This window comes from Pseudomonas sp. JL3 (assembly GCF_031570575.1).
In the GTDB taxonomy this organism is placed as follows: Bacteria; Pseudomonadota; Gammaproteobacteria; order Pseudomonadales; family Pseudomonadaceae; genus Aquipseudomonas; species Aquipseudomonas cucumis.
The window spans coordinates 159,271-177,454 of sequence record NZ_JAKWJK010000009.1 but is presented as its reverse complement, the minus strand read 5'-3'; the positions used below and the strand labels follow the sequence as shown (position 1 = coordinate 177,454).

General features: G+C 59.8%; 18 protein-coding genes. 10 read left to right on the top strand and 8 right to left on the bottom strand.

Annotation, left to right across the window (positions count from 1 at the left end; translation table 11 throughout):
- Window positions 1–7: 7 nt before the first annotated feature.
- Window positions 8–1,105 (top strand): amino acid ABC transporter permease, encoded by a 1,098-nt coding sequence (locus tag MMG91_RS17290; RefSeq protein WP_305446828.1) that lies wholly within the window; start codon window positions 8–10, stop codon window positions 1,103–1,105.
- Between the two features lie 11 nt (window positions 1,106–1,116).
- Window positions 1,117–1,881 carry an amino acid ABC transporter ATP-binding protein gene (locus tag MMG91_RS17285; RefSeq protein ID WP_008053474.1) on the top strand — a complete coding sequence of 255 codons (765 nt, stop codon included), beginning with the start codon at window positions 1,117–1,119 and terminating at the stop codon, window positions 1,879–1,881.
- A 57-nt stretch (window positions 1,882–1,938) separates the two neighbouring features.
- Here MMG91_RS17285 and MMG91_RS17280 read toward each other — a convergent pair whose 3' ends face one another.
- On the bottom strand, window positions 1,939–2,427 hold the full coding sequence (locus tag MMG91_RS17280; RefSeq protein ID WP_310660247.1) for a type II toxin-antitoxin system MqsA family antitoxin: 489 nt from the start codon (window positions 2,425–2,427) through the stop codon (window positions 1,939–1,941).
- Between the two features lie 197 nt (window positions 2,428–2,624).
- On the opposite strand from MMG91_RS17280, the gene MMG91_RS17275 reads away from it, so the two are divergent.
- From MMG91_RS17275 to MMG91_RS17255, 5 genes are all read left to right on the top strand, one after another.
- A complete protein-coding gene (locus MMG91_RS17275) occupies window positions 2,625–3,284 on the top strand; it encodes a FadR/GntR family transcriptional regulator (RefSeq protein WP_310660234.1) in 660 nt (219 codons plus the stop codon).
- The gene (locus MMG91_RS17270) at window positions 3,274–4,590 is read left to right on the top strand and encodes a CynX/NimT family MFS transporter (RefSeq protein ID WP_310660233.1); all 1,317 of its coding nucleotides are present in this window, start codon (window positions 3,274–3,276) and stop codon (window positions 4,588–4,590) included. The genes MMG91_RS17275 and MMG91_RS17270 overlap by 11 nt, the downstream gene beginning before the upstream one ends.
- Window positions 4,591–4,703: 113 nt before the next feature.
- A complete protein-coding gene (locus tag MMG91_RS17265; protein WP_123494436.1) occupies window positions 4,704–5,174 on the top strand; it encodes a nuclear transport factor 2 family protein in 471 nt (156 codons plus the stop codon).
- A gap of 39 nt (window positions 5,175–5,213) precedes the next feature.
- The gene (locus MMG91_RS17260; RefSeq protein WP_305503204.1) at window positions 5,214–5,534 is read left to right on the top strand and encodes a GIY-YIG nuclease family protein; all 321 of its coding nucleotides are present in this window, start codon (window positions 5,214–5,216) and stop codon (window positions 5,532–5,534) included.
- A gap of 87 nt (window positions 5,535–5,621) precedes the next feature.
- Entirely contained in the window at window positions 5,622–6,557 is a 936-nt protein-coding gene (locus MMG91_RS17255; protein ID WP_310660232.1) for a glutathione S-transferase family protein, read from the top strand.
- A gap of 151 nt (window positions 6,558–6,708) precedes the next feature.
- Here the strand turns inward: MMG91_RS17255 and MMG91_RS17250 are convergent, their stop codons facing one another.
- Window positions 6,709–7,059 carry a glutaredoxin family protein gene (locus tag MMG91_RS17250; protein ID WP_310660231.1) on the bottom strand — a complete coding sequence of 117 codons (351 nt, stop codon included), beginning with the start codon at window positions 7,057–7,059 and terminating at the stop codon, window positions 6,709–6,711.
- Complete coding sequence (gene yejK / locus MMG91_RS17245) at window positions 7,059–8,063, bottom strand: nucleoid-associated protein YejK (protein WP_223488966.1); 1,005 nt, start codon at window positions 8,061–8,063, stop codon at window positions 7,059–7,061. Before yejK ends, MMG91_RS17250 begins: the two co-directional genes overlap by 1 nt.
- A 396-nt stretch (window positions 8,064–8,459) precedes the next feature.
- Here yejK and MMG91_RS17240 point away from each other — a divergent pair, with 396 nt between their 5' ends.
- Complete coding sequence (locus MMG91_RS17240; protein WP_007905514.1) at window positions 8,460–8,741, top strand: HU family DNA-binding protein; 282 nt, start codon at window positions 8,460–8,462, stop codon at window positions 8,739–8,741.
- Window positions 8,742–8,883: 142 nt separating this feature from the next.
- On the opposite strand, the gene rlmF is transcribed toward MMG91_RS17240, so the two are convergent.
- The 5 genes from rlmF to MMG91_RS17215 form a co-directional block, all read right to left on the bottom strand.
- Window positions 8,884–9,906, bottom strand: coding sequence for a 23S rRNA (adenine(1618)-N(6))-methyltransferase RlmF (gene rlmF / locus MMG91_RS17235; protein WP_310660230.1), 1,023 nt, complete (start codon window positions 9,904–9,906; stop codon window positions 8,884–8,886).
- A 173-nt stretch (window positions 9,907–10,079) separates the two neighbouring features.
- Entirely contained in the window at window positions 10,080–12,926 is a 2,847-nt protein-coding gene (locus MMG91_RS17230) for a valine--tRNA ligase (protein ID WP_310660229.1), read from the bottom strand.
- A gap of 262 nt (window positions 12,927–13,188) precedes the next feature.
- Entirely contained in the window at window positions 13,189–13,578 is a 390-nt protein-coding gene (locus MMG91_RS17225) for a DNA polymerase III subunit chi (RefSeq protein ID WP_305446817.1), read from the bottom strand.
- A gap of 8 nt (window positions 13,579–13,586) precedes the next feature.
- Window positions 13,587–14,015, bottom strand: coding sequence for a DNA polymerase III subunit chi (locus MMG91_RS17220; protein WP_305446816.1), 429 nt, complete (start codon window positions 14,013–14,015; stop codon window positions 13,587–13,589).
- A gap of 60 nt (window positions 14,016–14,075) precedes the next feature.
- Complete coding sequence (locus MMG91_RS17215; RefSeq protein WP_310660228.1) at window positions 14,076–15,566, bottom strand: leucyl aminopeptidase; 1,491 nt, start codon at window positions 15,564–15,566, stop codon at window positions 14,076–14,078.
- Between the two features lie 295 nt (window positions 15,567–15,861).
- Between MMG91_RS17215 and lptF the strand changes: the two genes are divergently transcribed.
- Window positions 15,862–16,980, top strand: coding sequence for an LPS export ABC transporter permease LptF (gene lptF / locus MMG91_RS17210; protein WP_305446814.1), 1,119 nt, complete (start codon window positions 15,862–15,864; stop codon window positions 16,978–16,980).
- Window positions 16,973–18,034 carry an LPS export ABC transporter permease LptG gene (lptG, locus tag MMG91_RS17205; RefSeq protein WP_253552653.1) on the top strand — a complete coding sequence of 354 codons (1,062 nt, stop codon included), beginning with the start codon at window positions 16,973–16,975 and terminating at the stop codon, window positions 18,032–18,034. Before lptF ends, lptG begins: the two co-directional genes overlap by 8 nt.
- Window positions 18,035–18,184 lie beyond the last annotated feature (150 nt).

Sequence of the window (18,184 nt, the reverse complement as noted above, 5' to 3'; positions counted from 1 at the left end):
AAAGCGCATGACGACTCATACTTTCAAACCCGACATGCCACCACCGAGCAGTAGCATCGGTATCGTGGCGTGGATGCGGGCGCACATGTTCTCCAGCTGGATCAACACCCTGCTGACGCTGTTCGCGTTCTATCTGATTTACCTGATAGTCCCCCCTATCGTGAGCTGGGCGATTCTCGATGCCAACTGGGTCGGTACCACCCGCGCCGATTGCACCAAGGAGGGCGCCTGCTGGGTGTTCATCCAGCAGCGCTTCGGCCAGTTCATGTACGGTTACTACCCGACTGGCCTGCGCTGGCGCGTGGACCTGACCGTATGGTTGGCGGTGATTGGTGTGGCGCCGTTGTTCATCTCGCGCTTCCCGCGCAAGGCGGTCTACGGGCTGAGCTTTCTGGTGCTTTATCCGATCATTTCCTACACCTTGTTGCACGGTGGCTGGTTTGGTCTGACCGAAGTGCCGACCAGCCAGTGGGGCGGCCTGATGCTGACCCTGGTGATCGCTACCGTCGGTATCGTCGGCGCATTGCCGCTGGGTATCGTTCTGGCCCTGGGCCGGCGTTCGAACATGCCGGCGATTCGTGTGGTCTGCGTGACCTTCATCGAATTCTGGCGCGGCGTGCCGTTGATCACGGTGCTGTTCATGTCTTCGGTGATGTTGCCGTTGTTCCTGCCCGAAGGCATGAACTTCGACAAGCTGCTGCGGGCGCTGATCGGCGTGATCCTGTTCCAGTCGGCCTACATCGCTGAAGTGGTGCGTGGCGGTCTGCAAGCGATCCCCAAAGGTCAGTACGAAGCGGCTGCAGCGATGGGCCTCGGTTACTGGCGCAGCATGGGCCTGGTGATTCTGCCGCAAGCCCTGAAGCTGGTGATCCCTGGCATCGTCAACACCTTCATTGCGCTGTTCAAGGACACGAGCCTGGTGATCATCATCGGCCTGTTCGACTTGCTCAACAGCGTCAAGCAAGCCGCCGCCGACCCGAAATGGCTGGGCATGGCCACTGAAGGCTATGTGTTCGCGGCCCTGGTGTTCTGGATTTTCTGTTTTGGTATGTCCCGCTACTCCATGCATTTGGAACGTAAGCTGGACACTGGCCACAAGCGTTAGGAGCGTAGTTTATGAGTGAAGCGATCAAACAGCCTGTGAGCCCTGAAGGCATTATTCAGATGCAGGGCGTAAACAAGTGGTACGGCCAGTTCCACGTGTTGAAAGACATCAACCTGAACGTCAAGCAAGGCGAGCGTATCGTTTTGTGCGGCCCATCGGGTTCCGGCAAATCCACCACCATCCGTTGCCTCAATCGTCTGGAAGAACACCAGCAGGGCCGCATCGTGGTCGATGGCGTGGAACTGACCAACGACCTCAAGCAGATCGAAGCGATCCGCCGTGAAGTCGGCATGGTGTTCCAGCACTTCAACCTGTTCCCGCACCTGACCATCCTGCAGAACTGCACCCTGGCGCCGATGTGGGTACGCAAGATGCCCAAGCGCAAGGCTGAAGAAATCGCCATGCATTACCTGGAGCGCGTACGCATTCCGGAGCAGGCGCATAAATACCCGGGGCAACTGTCCGGCGGTCAGCAACAGCGTGTGGCGATTGCCCGTGCCCTGTGTATGAAACCGAAAATCATGCTGTTCGACGAACCGACTTCGGCACTCGACCCAGAGATGGTGAAAGAGGTTCTGGACACCATGATCGGCCTGGCCGAAGACGGCATGACCATGCTCTGCGTGACCCACGAAATGGGTTTCGCCCGTACCGTGGCCAACCGCGTGATCTTCATGGACAAGGGTGAAATCGTCGAACAGGCTGCGCCGAACGACTTCTTCGATAACCCACAGAATGAGCGTACGAAGTTGTTCCTGAGCCAGATCCTGCATTGATCGACGCCAGGCAGTGAAATAAACCCGGACTATGTTCCGGGTTTATTTTTGTCTGGGTTATTGCGTCTGGACGGTTTCTTGTTCCGGATAACGTGTCGCCAACAGCTGCTTTAAATCGGCGCCCTCGCTGAGCGCGTGCACCTCGGCCATCAGATGTGGGTGACGATCCAGCAAACGCATCAGCGTAAACAGCGGCTGAGGCGGGGCGAGTTCACCGCGCTCGTAACGGGAGAAAGCGTTGTGCCCACCGCCTGACAGTAACTTCACCGCGTCTTTCTGCGTGAGGTGTAATTTGCGGCGGATACGTTTTATCTCGGCCCCCATCACTTCAAAGCAGTCCTGAAGCAGTTGATCGCCCGCATCGACGTATCGCTCTGCACTATCGGTGGCATCGTCGAAAATGATTTCACCACAGAACGTGCACTCCCATCCTGAGAGAGCGTGCACCATTCGTGACAGTTGCTTGTAGTTCACACTGAGGCTGCGTCCGTCGAAATGTTGCATTCCGTTTTGAGTGCCGCAGCTCATGCATTGCCGTGCTTTCATGAATTTTTTCTCCTTGAAGGAGACCACCGGAGCACCGCCGCCGGGGCAGTAGGTCACTTTGATGTAAATCACTTCAACTCTGAGATGAAAATCCCGCTCCTTTTCTTGCCTATTGACCCTAGCCCGTTGTCCTCTCGGACAAAGCTGACTAACATGTCAGAAAATTCATCCTATGATTGGATGAAAGGGCGAATCCTATGTCAGACATTTCTCCATTAATTAAACGATCCCTGGTCGATCAGGCCCTGGACCAGTTACGCCTGCGCATTAATCAAGGCGTCTGGACGGTCGGCCAACGCTTGCCCACCGAGCCGGAACTGGCGACCGAGCTGGGCATCAGCCGCAATACCGTGCGCGAAGCCATGCGCGTGTTGGCGTTTTCCGGGCTGATCGAGATTCGCCAGGGCGACGGCAGCTATCTGCGGGCGGTGGTTGATCCACTGGACACCATGAAGGCGCTGTCCCGTTGCAGTCAGGAACAGGCTCGGGAAACCCGGCACATTCTGGAAGTCGAAGCCATTGGCTTGGCCGCATTGCGCCGCACCGATGAAGACCTGGCGGCATTGCGCCAGGCGCTAGACGTCAGCGGCAGCCACTACCACGGCGATCTCGACACCTACATCGCCTGCGATCTGGTGTTCCATCGCCGTCTGGTGGATGCGGCGCACAACCCGACACTCAGCGAGCTGTATAGCTACTTCTCCAGCATCGTCGGCGCGCACTTGCGCCAGACCCTGAACATCTCACCCCGACGCCAAGCGGTGTTCGACCTTCATGTCGAACTGCTCGAGGCCGTCGAGCAACGCGACCCGGAACGGGCCAAAGCCTTGTCGAGGCAGTTGATCAATGAACCTTGAAACCGAGAACCCCATGTCCAGCCAGCCGGCCAGCAATAGCAGCATCACTGAGCTCAAGCGTACGGCGGAGCTCGAAGAGCTGTTGATCGACGCCGAGGCCGATGACGAACAGGTTCAGCAAACTCACCCGGTCCTGCGGCGACCGTGGCTGTTGTTGCTCGGCCTGATTCTGGTGGCGCTAAACCTGCGTCCGGCGTTGTCGAGCATGGCGCCGATGCTCAGCGAGATTTCGAAGACGCTGGGGCTATCGGCTGCCCAGGCCGGTTTGCTGACGACCTTGCCAGTACTCTGCCTCGGTCTGTTCGCACCGTTGGCGCCGGTGCTGGCGCGACGTTTTGGTGCCGAGCGGGTGGTGTTGGGGATTCTTCTGATGCTGGCCGGCGGGATCATTTTGCGCAGTTCATTCGGTGAGGTCGGCCTGTTCGCTGGCAGCGTGCTGGCCGGCGCCAGCATTGGGGTGATCGGCGTGCTGCTTCCCGGCATTGTCAAACGCGACTTCCCGAAACAGGCCGGCACCATGACCGGCGTCTACACCATGGCCCTGTGCCTGGGCGCGGCCATGGCGGCTGGGGCGACCGTGCCGTTGAGTGAACATTTCGACAAGAGCTGGGCCATGGGCCTCGGTTTCTGGGTAGTTCCAGCACTGGTCGCGGCGATGTTCTGGCTGCCGCAAGTCGGTCAGAAACACGGCGCGCATCATGTTGCCTATCGGGTCCGAGGCTTGCTGCGTGATCCGCTGGCCTGGCAAGTGACCTTGTACATGGGCCTGCAATCGTCTTTGGCCTACATCGTGTTTGGCTGGCTACCGTCGATTCTGATCGGCCGCGGTCTGACGCCGACCCAGGCCGGTCTGGTGTTGTCGGGTTCGGTGATTGTCCAGTTGATCAGCTCCCTGGCGGCACCCTGGCTGGCAACGCGCGGCAAGGATCAGCGGCTGGCGATCGTGATCGTCATGGTAATGACGCTCGGTGGTTTGTTCGGTTGCCTTTATGCACCGATCGATGGCTTGTGGGGCTGGGCGATCCTGCTGGGGTTGGGGCAGGGCGCCACGTTTAGCCTGGCGTTGACCCTGATCGTGCTGCGCTCGCGGGATGCTCATGTCGCGGCCAACCTGTCGAGCATGGCCCAGGGCTTCGGTTACACCCTGGCCTCCATGGGGCCGTTCGCGGTCGGCGTGGTGCATGACTGGACCGGCGGCTGGAGCGCCCTGGGCTGGATCTTCGGCGTCATTGGCCTCGGCGCGATCATCGCCGGCCTCGGTGCCGGGCGTTCGTTGTATGTTCAGGTTCAAAGCGAGAGAGTCTGAGGTTCTGCGCACTGTCGGTATTCGGGCCACGAATGCCGATAGTGTTCTGCGCAATTGTTGACTATCGTGCAGGCAATCTTTCGACGCCACTTTGCAATTCAGAGAGCTTGCCCATGAGTGATGCCCACAACGCCTTGATCACCCGGTTCTACCAAGCCTTCCAGCGGTTGGATGCCGAGGCCATGAGCGCCTGCTACACCGACGATGTGGTGTTCAGTGATCCGGCGTTCGGCGAACTGCGTGGCCGCGATGCCGGCGACATGTGGCGCATGCTCACCACCCGGGCCAAGGACTTCTCCCTGACTTTCGATAACGTGCGCAGTGATGAGCGTACGGGCGGTGCCCATTGGGTGGCGACCTACCTGTTCAGTCAGACCGGCAATACCGTGGTCAATGACATCCAGGCGCGCTTCGTGTTTCGCGACGGCAAGATCTGCGAGCATCACGACAGTTTTGATCTGTGGCGCTGGTCGCGTCAGGCGCTGGGTTTCAAAGGGCTGCTGTTGGGCTGGACGCCGGTGGTGAAAAACGCCGTTCGTGCTCAAGCGTTGAAGGGGCTGAAGGCATTTCAGGCCAGTCGCTGATAAGATCGCGGCTTGTTTCCTACAAGCCTTGATCGTCACGTGAACACCTCGAGCGAATCTTCCGTCATTGCCGCCGAACCGACGCTGCCCGTCAGCAAACCCTGGTTCGTCTACCTCGTTCGCGCGGCCAATGGTTCGCTCTACTGCGGGATCAGCGACGATCCCGTCCGCCGTTTCGCCACCCACCAAAGTGGCAAAGGCGCGCGCTTCTTCCTGTCGAGCCCGGCCGTGGCGCTGGTCTACACCGAAGTCTGCCGCGACAAAAGCGAAGCACTGCGCCAGGAACGCCTGATCAAAAAACTCAAGAAAAGTGCCAAGGAATGTCTGGTGGCGAGCGCAGCTGCGGGCTTATCAATCTGACTGATAAGCGTCCATCAGGCCGATGGGTAGGCCGCGTGCGGATTGCGCGCTAAGCTGCTGGCTCCTTATCGAGCGGCGGAGCCGAGCATGTCCGAGTTGATTCTGCATCATTACCCGACGTCCCCTTTCGCCGAAAAGGCCCGCTTGCTGCTGGGCTTCAAGGGGCTGTCCTGGCGCTCGGTGAACATTTCGCCGGTGATGCCAAAACCCGACCTGACGGCGCTGACCGGCGGCTACCGCAAGACGCCGGTGTTGCAGATTGGTGCTGATATCTATTGCGACACCGCGCTGATGGCTCGTCGTCTGGAGCAGGAAAAAGCCTTGCCTGCGTTCTTTCCGGAAGGCCAGGAAATGATCACCGCAACCTTCGCGGCGTGGGTCGATTCGGTGGTGTTCCAGCATGCGGTCAGCCTGGTGTTCCAGCCGGCGTCAGTGGCAGTGCGCTTCGGCAAGTTGTCGCCGGAAGCGATCAAGGCGTTCCTGGCCGATCGCGCCGGCTTGTTCAGCGGTGGCAGCGCCACACGCTTGTCGGCCGAGCAGGCTCGGCACCAGTGGCCAACGATCATGGCGCGTCTGGAGCAACAGCTTCAGCGCGAACAGGGTGACTTCCTGTTCGGCGAGCCGTCGATTGCCGACTTTGCCCTGGCCCATTCACTGTGGTTCCTCAAAGCGACGCACGTGACGTCACCGTTGGTGGATGCTTATCCGGCCGTGTCGGCGTGGTTTGGCCGGGTGATGGGCTTTGGTCATGGCGCGTTCAGCGAGATGACTTCTGAGGAAGCGCTTGAAGTCGCGCGCAACGCCACACCGGCTGCATTGCCGGATGAGCAGTTCGATGAGCCGAACGGGTTCGAGGTTGGCCAGCAGGTGGTGGTCGCCGCGACCGATTACGGCGTTGATCCGGTGGCGGGAGAGTTGCTGTTTGCGGGCAGCGAAGAGTTGATTTTGCGTCGCGAAGACGAGCGGGTTGGCGTGGTGCATGTGCATTTTCCGCGGTTCGGGTTTCGCATAGAGGCTTGCTGACGCACACCCTGTGGCGAGGGGGCTTGCCCCCGTGGGGCCGCGAAGCGGCCCCAGCATTTCAACGGTAAATCTCATGCATAGGGTTTACGACTGCTGCGCAGCCGAACGGCGGCAAGCCCTCTCGCCACAAGGGATGGTGTGAGCCAGTGGGTTATTCCAGCGCCGCAAGAACCTTGTCCGGGTCATACCCGCGAATCAAGGTCCCGTTCACATCGATCAGCGGAATCCCGCGTCCGCCCAGCGCCTCATAAGCCTTGCGTGCACCGGCATCTTTCTCGATATCGAATTCCTTGTACGGAATACCCTTCTGGTCGAGAAAGCGCCGGGTCAGCTTGCAGTAGCCGCACCAGTCGGTGGCGTAGAGCACGACGTTGGCCTTGGTCTGGGTCTGCTCGGACACCACCTGCGAGGGGTGAAACACCCGCTCGATCTTGCCCCAGTTCTGGTAAGCAACGACCACCAGCAGGATCAGCAGGCATTTCTTCAACACGCCGCCGAGCATCAGTTGCGTCGCTTGAGCTGGTCGGTCAATTGGGTTGGCAGACCTTTGATGATCAGCGTGCCAGCTTCTTCGTCATATTCGATCTTCGAGCCCAGCAGGTGCGCTTCGAAGCTGATGGACAAACCCTCGGCGCGGCCGGTGAAGCGGCGGAACTGGTTCAGGGTGCGCTTATCCGCGGGAATCTCGGGCGACAGGCCGTAGTCCTTGTTGCGGATGTGATCGTAGAACGCTTTCGGGCGCTCTTCGTCGATCAGCTCGGACAACTCTTCCAGGCCCATGGGCTCGCCCATTTTTGCCTGGCTGCTGGCGTAATCCACCAGGGTCTTGGTCTTTTCGCGCGCGGACTCTTCCGGCAGGTCTTCGCTTTCGACGAAGTCACTGAAGGCTTTGAGCAGGGTGCGGGTTTCGCCGGGGCCGTCGACGCCTTCCTGGCAGCCGATGAAGTCGCGGAAGTACTCCGACACCTTTTTGCCGTTCTTGCCTTTGATGAACGAAATGTACTGCTTGGACTGCTTGTTGTTCTGCCACTCGGAGATGTTGATCCGCGCCGCCAGGTGCAACTGGCCAAGGTCCAGATGTCGCGAAGGAGTCACGTCCAGCTGATCGGTCACTGCAACACCTTCGCTGTGGTGCAGCAGGGCGATGGCCAGGTAATCGGTCATGCCTTGCTGGTAATGCGCGAACAGCACGTGGCCGCCCACAGAGAGGTTCGACTCTTCCATCAGCTTCTGCAGATGTTCCACCGCCACCCGGCTGAAGGCTGTGAAGTCCTTACCACCATCGAGGTATTCCTTCAGCCAGCCGCTGAACGGATGCGCCCCGGACTCGGCATGGAACAAACCCCAAGCCTTGCCTTGTTTGGCGTTGTAGCTCTCGTTGAGGTCGGCAAGCATGTTCTCGATGGCGCTGGACTCGGCCAGTTCGGAATCGCGGGCATGAAGAACTGCGGGTGTGCCGTCGGGTTTTTTGTCGATCAGGTGGACGATGCAATGACGGATCGGCATGGGCTTCTCGGCTGATTGAAGAGAGGAGGGCGTGCTCCCCCGAAAAAGCGCTCAGTGTACCGCAACCACTGGTTTTGGCGTGGTGCCAAGGGCAATTTGCAGCTGTCCGCCGGCGCTTATGCAGTTTTTTGCCGATTTAGAGCAATAAAGCTGACCAAATGGGTAGCTAGAGGCGGATATTTCCCCGTCTCTGTGCTAGTTTTGCCCGGTCTTACGCGAAGTCACTGCGTTAAGCGTGCATTCAGCATTTGTCAGGTCGAACCAAACCCTGATTTCGGTATCTATAACCCCGACTCGTCGTGGTTATGGCCGAGGGTGCCAGATCCAGAAGATCGGGCTCGATGGCTGACACTGCACTCTGCAATCCATATGAATTTGATAGGGAAGGAACATTACATGGCTCTTACTAAAGACCAACTGATCGCCGACATCGCTGAAGCTATCGACGCGCCAAAAACCACCGCGCGTAACGCTCTGGACCAACTGGGCCAAATCGTTGCTGATCAGCTGGAAAACGGCGGCGAAATCACCCTGCCAGGTATCGGCAAGCTGAAAGTGACTGAGCGTCCTGCCCGTACCGGCCGCAACCCTTCGACTGGCGCTGCCATCGAAATCGCTGCCAAGAAAGTTATCAAGCTGGTTGTGGCCAAAGGCCTGACCGACGCTGTTAACAAGTAAGACTTGTTAAAAAAAACCGTGCTCCGGAGCAATCCGGGCACGGTTTTTTTGTGTCTGCGATTTAGCGATTGACCTGCAACACCACTGAACCAATGTGTGCGAGCAAGCCCACTCCCACAGTTGATCTGCGCCGGTCAGTTACTCAGCTTTTACGCGCCCAACGTTCGCGCCAGACCTGCTGTTCGGATTTAGTCTGGAACGTCCAGGCGACGAAGCGGCTTTGTTTCTGCCCTTGAGACATTTCCACGACCTGGCTTTCCAATACGCCGGCCTTTTTCAGCGCCGTCTGGATCGCAGGCAGGTTTGAGGCTTTCGAGACCAGGGTGCTGAACCAAAGCACTTTGTGTTGGAAATGCGCGCTCTCGGCGATCAGTTGCGTCACAAACCGTGCTTCGCCACCTTCACACCACAGTTCGGCCGATTGACCGCCAAAGTTCAGTACCGGCAGTTTGCGTTTCGGGTCGGCTCGGCCCAATGCGCGCCATTTACGCTCGCTGCCCTTGGTTGCCTCGTCCATCGAGGCGTGGAACGGCGGGTTGCACATGGTCAGGTCAAAGCGTTCGCCGGGTTCGAGCAGGCCCAGCAGAATGTGCTTGGGATTGTTTTGCTGACGCAGCTGGATGGCCTTGTTCAGCCCGTTGGACTGTACGATGGCTTTGGCGGCAGCCACGGCTGTCGGGTCGATTTCCGAACCGAGGAAGTGCCAGCGGTAGTCGCTGTAGCCGATCAACGGATAGACGCAGTTGGCGCCCATGCCGATATCGAGCACCTTGACCGGCGCGCCGCGAGGGATCTCGCCGTCGTTGACGCTGGCCAGCAGGTCGGCCAGAAAGTGCACGTAGTCAGCCCGACCCGGAACCGGTGGGCACAGGTAATCGGCCGGGATGTCCCAATGGGCGATGCCGTAGAACGACTTGAGCAGCGCCCGGTTGAACACCCGAACCGCGTCCGGGCTGGCGAAGTCGATGCTTTCCTTGCCATACGGGTTGATGATCACGAACTTCGCCAGTTCCGGCGTGGTTTTGATCAGCGCCGGGAAGTCGTAACGACCCTGATGGCGATTGCGCGGATGCAGGCTGGCCTTCTCGCGGGGCTCCACGACTTTGGCCGGGATGGCGGAGTCAGGCTTCTTGCGCGCAGGTCTTGGTGTGCGGGGGGCGTTCATGGGCGTTGTCGATTCGGGTATGGCTAAAAGTGGCGGGTATTGTCCCACATCCAGCCGTTGTGAACCCAATTGTAAAGTTCGCCGCTCCCACAGGGATTTTTGGTGTGTGGAGGAAAGCGGCAGGCATAAAAAAGGGAGGCCATCTGGCCTCCCTGTTTCGTTGCGACTTGCCGTTACAGGCTGGCAATCCGCGCATGCTGCTCGGCCAGCTTGCCCAAAGCCTGTTCAGCTTCGGCCAGTTTGGCGCGTTCCTTCTCGATGACTTCGGCCGGGGCCTTGTCGACGAAACCGGCGTTGGACAGCTTGCCGCCGACGCGCTGGACTTCACCCTGCAGACGCAGGATTTCCTTGTCCAGGCGAGCCAGTTCGGCGTCCTTGTCGATCAGGCCAGCCATTGGCACCAGCACTTCCATCTCGCCAACCAGTGCGGTGGCGGACAGCGGTGCTTCTTCGCCGGCCTTCAGAACGGTGATCGATTCCAGACGCGCCAGCTTCTTCAGCAGCGCTTCGTTCTCGGTGAGACGACGCTGATCTTCGGCGCTGACGTTTTTCAGGAACAGGTTCAGCGGCTTGCCCGGGCCGATGTTCATTTCGCCACGGATGTTCCGCGTGCCGAGCATCAGGCCCTTGAGCCATTCGATGTCGTCTTCGGCGCCCTGGTCGATGCGTGCTTCGTTGGCCACTGGCCAAGGTTGCAGCATGATCGTCTTGCCTTCGATGCCGGCCAGCGGCGCGACGCGCTGCCAGATTTCTTCGGTGATGAACGGCATGAACGGGTGGGCCAGGCGCAACGCGACTTCCAGCACTCGAACCAGCGTGCGACGGGTGCCGCGCTGACGTTCGACCGGTGCGTTTTCGTCCCACAGCACAGGCTTGGACAGTTCCAGGTACCAGTCGCAATACTGGTTCCAGATGAACTCGTACAAGGCTTGTGCGGCCAGGTCGAAACGGAACTGATCGAGCTGGCGGGTCACTTCGGCTTCAGTGCGTTGCAGCTGCGAGATGATCCAGCGATCCGCCAGGGACAGCTCGTAAGCTTCGCCGTTCTGACCGCAGTCTTCGCCCTTGTCCAGCACGTAGCGCGCCGCGTTCCAGATCTTGTTGCAGAAGTTGCGATAGCCTTCGACGCGACCCATGTCGAACTTGATGTCACGCCCGGTCGATGCCAGCGAGCAGAACGTGAAGCGCAGGGCATCGGTGCCGTAGCTGGCGATGCCGTCGGCGAACTCGTCGCGGGTCTGCTTCTCGATCTTCTTCGCCAGTTTTGGCTGCATCATGCCGGAGGTGCGTTTCTGCACCAGCTCTTCCAGTTCGATGCCGTCGATGATGTCCAGCGGGTCCAGGACGTTGCCCTTGGACTTGGACATTTTCTGGCCCTGGCCATCACGTACCAGACCGTGCACGTAAACGGTCTTGAACGGAACCTGCGGCGTGCCGTCTTCGTTTTTCACCAAGTGCATGGTGAGCATGATCATCCGGGCAACCCAGAAGAAAATGATGTCGAAACCGGTCACCAGCACATCGGTGGAGTGGAATTTCTTCAGGAATTCGGTCTGCTCCGGCCAGCCGAGCGTGGAGAAAGTCCACAGACCCGAACTGAACCAGGTATCCAGAACGTCGTTGTCCTGTTGCAGCGCAACGTCCGGGCCGAGGTTGTTCTTGGCACGCACTTCGGCTTCGTCGCGACCGACATAGACCTTGCCCGACTCGTCGTACCAGGCCGGAATCCGGTGGCCCCACCACAACTGACGGCTGATGCACCAATCCTGGATGTCGCGCATCCACGAGAAGTACATGTTTTCGTATTGCTTGGGCACGAACTGAATGCGGCCGTCTTCAACCGCAGCGATGGCCGGCTCGGCCAATGGCTTGGTCGATACATACCACTGGTCGGTCAACCATGGCTCGATGATGGTGCCCGAGCGATCGCCTTTCGGCACTTTCAGAGCGTGATCGTCGACGCTGACCAGCAGGCCGGCGGCTTCGAACGCGGCCACGATCTGTTTGCGCGCTTCGAAGCGGTCGAGGCCGGCGTATTCGGCCGGGATCTTGCCGTCGATGCTTTCGTTAAGCGTGCCGTCGAGGTTGAACACCTGACAGGCCGGCAGCACGTGGGCATTCTTGTCGAAGATGTTCAGCAGTGGCAGGTTGTGGCGCTTGCCGACTTCGTAGTCGTTGAAATCGTGGGCCGGGGTGATTTTCACGCAGCCGGTGCCGAATTCAGGGTCGCAGTAATCGTCGGCGATGATCGGGATGCGGCGGCCGACCAGTGGCAGCTCGACAAATTTGCCGATCAGGGCTTTGTAGCGTTCATCGTTCGGGTTAACGGCCACGGCGGCGTCGCCGAGCATGGTTTCCGGACGCGTGGTCGCGACGATCAGGTAATCCTTGCCTTCAGCGGTTTTGGCGCCGTCGGCCAGCGGGTATTTCAGGTTCCACAGGAAGCCTTTCTCGTCGTGGTTTTCCACTTCGAGGTCGGAAATCGCCGTGTGCAGCTTGGTATCCCAGTTGACCAGGCGCTTGCCGCGGTAGATCAGGCCGTCTTCGTGAAGGCGCACGAACGCTTCTTTCACCGCTTCCGAGAGGCCGTCGTCCATGGTGAAGCGCTCACGGCTCCAGTCCACGGACGAGCCGAGGCGACGGATCTGACGGCTGATGTTGCCGCCGGACTGATCCTTCCACTCCCAGACTTTCTCGAGGAATTTTTCGCGGCCCAGATCATGGCGATTCTGGCCTTGAGCTTCGAGTTGACGCTCCACCAGCATTTGCGTGGCGATACCGGCGTGGTCGGTGCCCGGCTGCCACAGGGTGTTGCGACCCTGCATGCGGCGGAAACGGATCAGGGCATCCATGATCGCGTTGTTGAAGCCGTGACCCATGTGCAGGCTGCCGGTGACATTCGGCGGCGGGATCATGATGGTGTAGGACTCGCCCGCGCCTTGCGGGGCGAAGTAATTCTCAGACTCCCAGGTGTTGTACCAGGAAGTTTCAATGGCGTGCGGCTGGTAGGTCTTATCCATGCGCGGCGGGACCCTATTGGCATTTATTCAGGAAAGCCGGCAAGTATAACGGGGCATCGGGCGTAGGGCGAGCGGGTGCGGACCGGGCGCAGATCAATAGCAGCGCGAATCAAATGTGGAGGCAATTTGTAGGGTGTAGGGAGAGGGGTCTTACCCTGTAGGAGCTGTCGCAGGCTGCGATCTTTTGGCGTCTTCAAGAACACTGAAGATCAAAGTCAAAAGATCGCAGCCTGCGGCAGCTCCTACACTGGAATGGTGGTGTTTATTCGTACTGACTGAGCAACCGCTCCATTCGCGCATCCAGCCGGCGTTTGATCTCGGTTTCGATGTGCGGGGCGAAGTCGTCGATTACGTCTTGCATGATCAATAGCGCGGCGGCGCGCAGTTCGCTGTCCAGGTGCAGCAGGGCGTCGGGGCCTTTGCTGGTGGCAGGCGACGGCTGCGCTGCCGGAGCAGGCGGCGGTGTCGTTTCGACCGGTTGCGGCGCATTGCCGACAGTGTCGAATAGCATGGGGATCTGTTCCTGATCACCTTCGATGACCGTGTCGGTCAGCAAGGGCGGTTGCAGGTTGTCATCGCCGAGCAGTTGGCGGATCGACTCGAGGTCATCCAGCAGATGCGCGGAATTTTGCTGCGGTTTTGGAGTGTCCATCGGAATGCTCAGAGTCGCTGTAAACGGTGATCTTGCAGAGGATAGCCCTGTTCGCGGTAGAAACGGAAACTCTCCCGCGCAGCCGAACGAATCGTCGGATCTTCCACCACCACTTCCGCCACGCGGGCGAACTGTTTGGCAAATACCGGCACTTTCAGGTCCAGATTGACCAGCAGATCCTGATGCTGGCCGCAGTCATCGCCAAGACCCAGGACAATCAAACCGTCTGGCTCGCTTTCGGCGGGACCATGGGGCACGAAGCTTTCGCCCTTGAAGGCCCACAAACGCGCATCGAGGTCATCACGCTGGGCGGCATCGCTGCAGTGCAGGTAAATGCGATGGCCCATGCGCCAGGCTTTTTCGGTGAGCTTGCAGGCGAAATCCAGCCGTGCCGAAGGATCGGCGCTGGGCAGGATATAGAAGTCGACTTTGGTCATTGCGGTTCCTGAGCCCTGAACGGCGCCACGAGTAAGTGGCACCGCTCGGGGTCATCGGTGTCAGGCTTTGGCGCGGTCCAGCAGGTATTGGGTCAGCAGGGGAACCGGACGGCCAGTGGCGCCCTTGTCCTTGCCGCCGCTGGTCCAGGCCGTGCCGGCGATGTCCAGATGCGCCCAGTTCAGGTTCTTGGTGAAGCGCGACAGGAAGCAGGCGGCGGTGATGGCGCCGGCTTTCGGGCCGCCAATGTTGGCGATGTCGGCGAACGGGCTGTCCAGCTGCTCTTGATATTCATCGAACAGCGGCAGTTGCCAGGCGCGGTCGTCGGCGGCTTGGCCGGCGCTCAGCAGTTGGCCGATCAGCTCGTCGTTGTTGCCCAGCAAGCCCGAGGTGTGGGAACCCAGTGCGACGACACAAGCGCCGGTCAGGGTAGCGATGTCGATCACCGCTTGCGGCTTGAAGCGTTCGGAGTAGGTCAGGGCATCGCACAGCACCAGACGGCCTTCGGCATCGGTGTTGAGGATTTCCACGGTCTGGCCGCTCATGGTGGTGACGATGTCACCCGGACGTGCAGCGTTGCCGCTCGGCATGTTCTCGGCGCAGGCCAGGATGCACACCAGGTTGATCGGCAGTTTCAGCTCAAGCACGGCACGCAGGGTGCCGAACACGCTGGCGCTGCCGCCCATGTCGTACTTCATTTCATCCATGCCGGCGCCAGGCTTGAGGCTGATGCCGCCGGTGTCGAAGGTGATGCCTTTACCTACCAGTGCGTACGGCTTCTCGGACTTCTTGCCGCCGTTGTATTGCATGACGATCAGGCGCGGCGGCTGGGCGCTGCCCTGGCCGACGGCGTAGAACGAACCCATGCCCAGGTCCTTGATCTTCTTCTCATCGAGGACTTCGACTTTCAGGCTCTTGAATTCTTTGCCCAGGTTCTTGGCTTGCTCGCCCAGGAACGTCGGGTGGCAGATGTTTGGCGGCAGGTTGCCCAGGTTGCGAGTGAAGGCCATGCCGTTGGCGATGGCGGTGGCGTGGGCCACGGCGCGTTCGACTTCAGCCTGTGCTGCCTTGATGGTCACCAGGGTGACTTTCTTCAGGGAGAGCGGGTCGGCTTTCTGGCTCTTGAACTGGTCGAAGCTATATTCGCCATCCACCAGGGTTTCGGCCAGCAGGCGGGTCTTGCCATAGCTGTCGCGGCCTTTGACCACGACTTCATCCAGCGCCAGCACTGCATCGCTGCCGCCCAGGCTTTTAAGGGTATTGAGTACACCGGCGATGATTTTGCGGAACGGGCGATCGCCCAGCTCCTCATCCTTGCCCACGCCCACCAGCAGCACGCGCTCGGCCTTGAGGTTAGGCAGGCTGTGCAGCAACAGGCTCTGGCCGACTTTGCCGGCCAGGTCGCCGCGCTTGAGTACCGCGCTGATGGCGCCACCGCTCAGCTCATCGAGTTGTCTGGCAACGGCGCCGAGCTTGCGGCCTTCGCCGACGGAGACCACCAGCGTGGCGGTCTTCAACGTTTCCGGGCTAACGCTTTTTACAACCAGTTCCATGTCCGGGTCCCTGAATTAATGGTCAATGTGCGCGACGCGCAAAGGCTTGCTTATAAGTAGGAAGGCGCCGGAGCAGTGCCAGCGACAAAGGCCGCAGTTTGAACCTCGCTAATGGCGCCTGACAACCCTCGGTCGTGCGAACTTCGGTGGTTCCGGTGTCTGCTTGAGCATGCGCAGTGACAGGCGCACCCAATCACAGGATAATGCGCCATCTTTTTCGGCGGCTCTGCCCTGCGGGCCGACCGATACGTTTGTTTGTTTGGCCGCTTAGCCTGACAACCCTGGAGTGTCTGGTTTGATTGTCTTCCGTTATCTATCCCGCGAAGTCCTGTTGACCTTGAGCGCCGTCAGCGCCGTGCTGCTGGTCATCATCATGAGCGGGCGCTTCATCAAATACCTCGCCCAGGCGGCCGCTGGTGCCCTGGATCCGGGGTCGCTGTTCCTGATCATGGGCTTCCGTCTGCCGGGTTTCCTGCAGTTGATCCTGCCTTTGGGGCTGTTTCTCGGGATCTTGCTGGCCTACGGTCGTCTGTACCTCGACAGCGAAATGACCGTGTTGTCGGCCACCGGCATGAGCCAGCAGCGGCTGTTTCGCATCACTTTGTTTCCGGCCACGCTGGTTGCGCTGGTGGTGGCATGGCTGAGCCTGAGCCTGGCGCCACAAGGTGCCAACCAGTTCCAGCTGCTGCTGAACAAACAGGACGCACTGACTGAATTCGATACCCTTGAGCCCGGCCGCTTCCAGGCCCTGCGCGACGGTACTCGGGTGACCTATACCGAGCAATTGTCGGATGACCGCATCAATCTGGGCGGCGTGTTCATTTCGCAAAAAAATGTAAATTCCGACAAAAAGGATCGCGGGATTTCCGTATTGGTGGCCGAGAAGGGGCGCCAGGAAATTCGCCCCGACGGCAACCGTTATCTGATCCTCGACAACGGCTACCGCTACGACGGCAATCCGGGGCAGGCCGACTACCGCGCCATCAAATACGACGAGTACGGCGTATTGCTGCCCAAACCGGACGTCAGCGACGAAGTCACCGACCGCGATGCGATGACCACCAGTTCCCTGCTGGGCAATGATGACATCCGCTCGCGCACCGAACTGCAATGGCGTCTGTCTCTGCCGTTGCTGGTCTTTATCGTGACCCTGATGGCGGTGCCGCTGTCGCGGGTCAACCCGCGCCAGGGCCGTTTCCTCAAGCTGCTGCCGGCGATTCTTCTTTATATGGCTTACCTGACCATCCTGATTGCCGCTCGCGGCGCCCTCGAAAAGGGCAAGATCCCGGCGGCATTGGGCTTGTGGTGGGTGCACGCGATCTTCCTGTTCATCGGTCTGGGCTTGCTGTACTGGGAGCCGTTGCGCTTGAAGATGGCGAGTCGCCGCAGTGCGCTGGAGGTGGCCCGTGGATAAGCTCGATCGCTACATTGGTAGCAGCGTGTTCATGGCGATCCTGGCGGTACTGGGGATCATTCTGGGTCTGGCAACGCTGTTTGCCTTCATCGATGAGATGGGCGACGTCAGCGATACCTATACGCTGGCGGATGTCCTGAGCTATGTGCTGCTGACTGCGCCGCGCCGTCTGTATGACATGTTGCCGATGGCAGCGCTGATCGGTTGCCTGATCGGCCTCGGCAGTCTGGCCAGTCATAGTGAGCTGACCATCATGCGCGCTGCGGGCGTGTCGCTCGGGCGAATCGTCTGGGCGGTCATGAAGCCGATGCTGCTTTTGATGGCGGTGGGCTTGGTGATCGGTGAATACGTCGCGCCGGCCACGGAAGTTACCGCTCAGGCCAATCGTTCGCTGGCCCAGGGCAGTGGCGACGCGCAAAGCGCCAAGCACGGTCTGTGGCACCGGCAGGGTGACGAGTTCATCCACGTCAACTCTGTGCAACCCAATGGTCTGCTGTACGGCGTGACCCGTTATCGCTTCGACGATCAACGCCACATACTGTCTTCGAGCTTCGCCAAGCGCGCGGAATTCGACACGGATCACTGGCAACTGAGCGACGTCACGACCACGTTGTTCCATGAGAAGAACACCGAAGTGGTGACGACTCCCGTGGAGCGTTGGGAGGTAGCCCTGAGCCCGCAACTGCTGAGCACTGTGGTGATGGCGCCTGAATCTCTCTCGATCAGCGGTCTGTGGAGTTACATCCACTACCTGGCTGACCAGGGCCTGAGCAACGGTCGTTACTGGCTGGCATTTTGGGTCAAGGTGTTGCAGCCGCTGGTGACCGCCGCATTGGTGCTGATGGCGATTTCCTTCATCTTCGGCCCGCTGCGTTCGGTGACCCTCGGTCAGCGGGTCTTTACCGGTGTACTGGTGGGCTTCACCTTCCGCATCGTCCAGGATTTGCTCGGGCCTTCAAGCCTGGTGTTCGGTTTCTCGCCGCTGTTTGCGGTGCTGGTACCGGCCGGTGTCTGCGCCCTGGCCGGGGTCTGGTTGTTGCGCCGGGCCGGTTGATCGCGGGTTATTCCCGATATGGCTTGTCACTCAAAACGCCCCTGTCGCAAGACCGGGGCGTTTTTTGTAAGCGCCGTCTGACCTGCGAACGTGACGCTTGCGCCGTGGATCAGGTACAATTCCCGGCTATTTTTCGGCGGGCTATGCCTG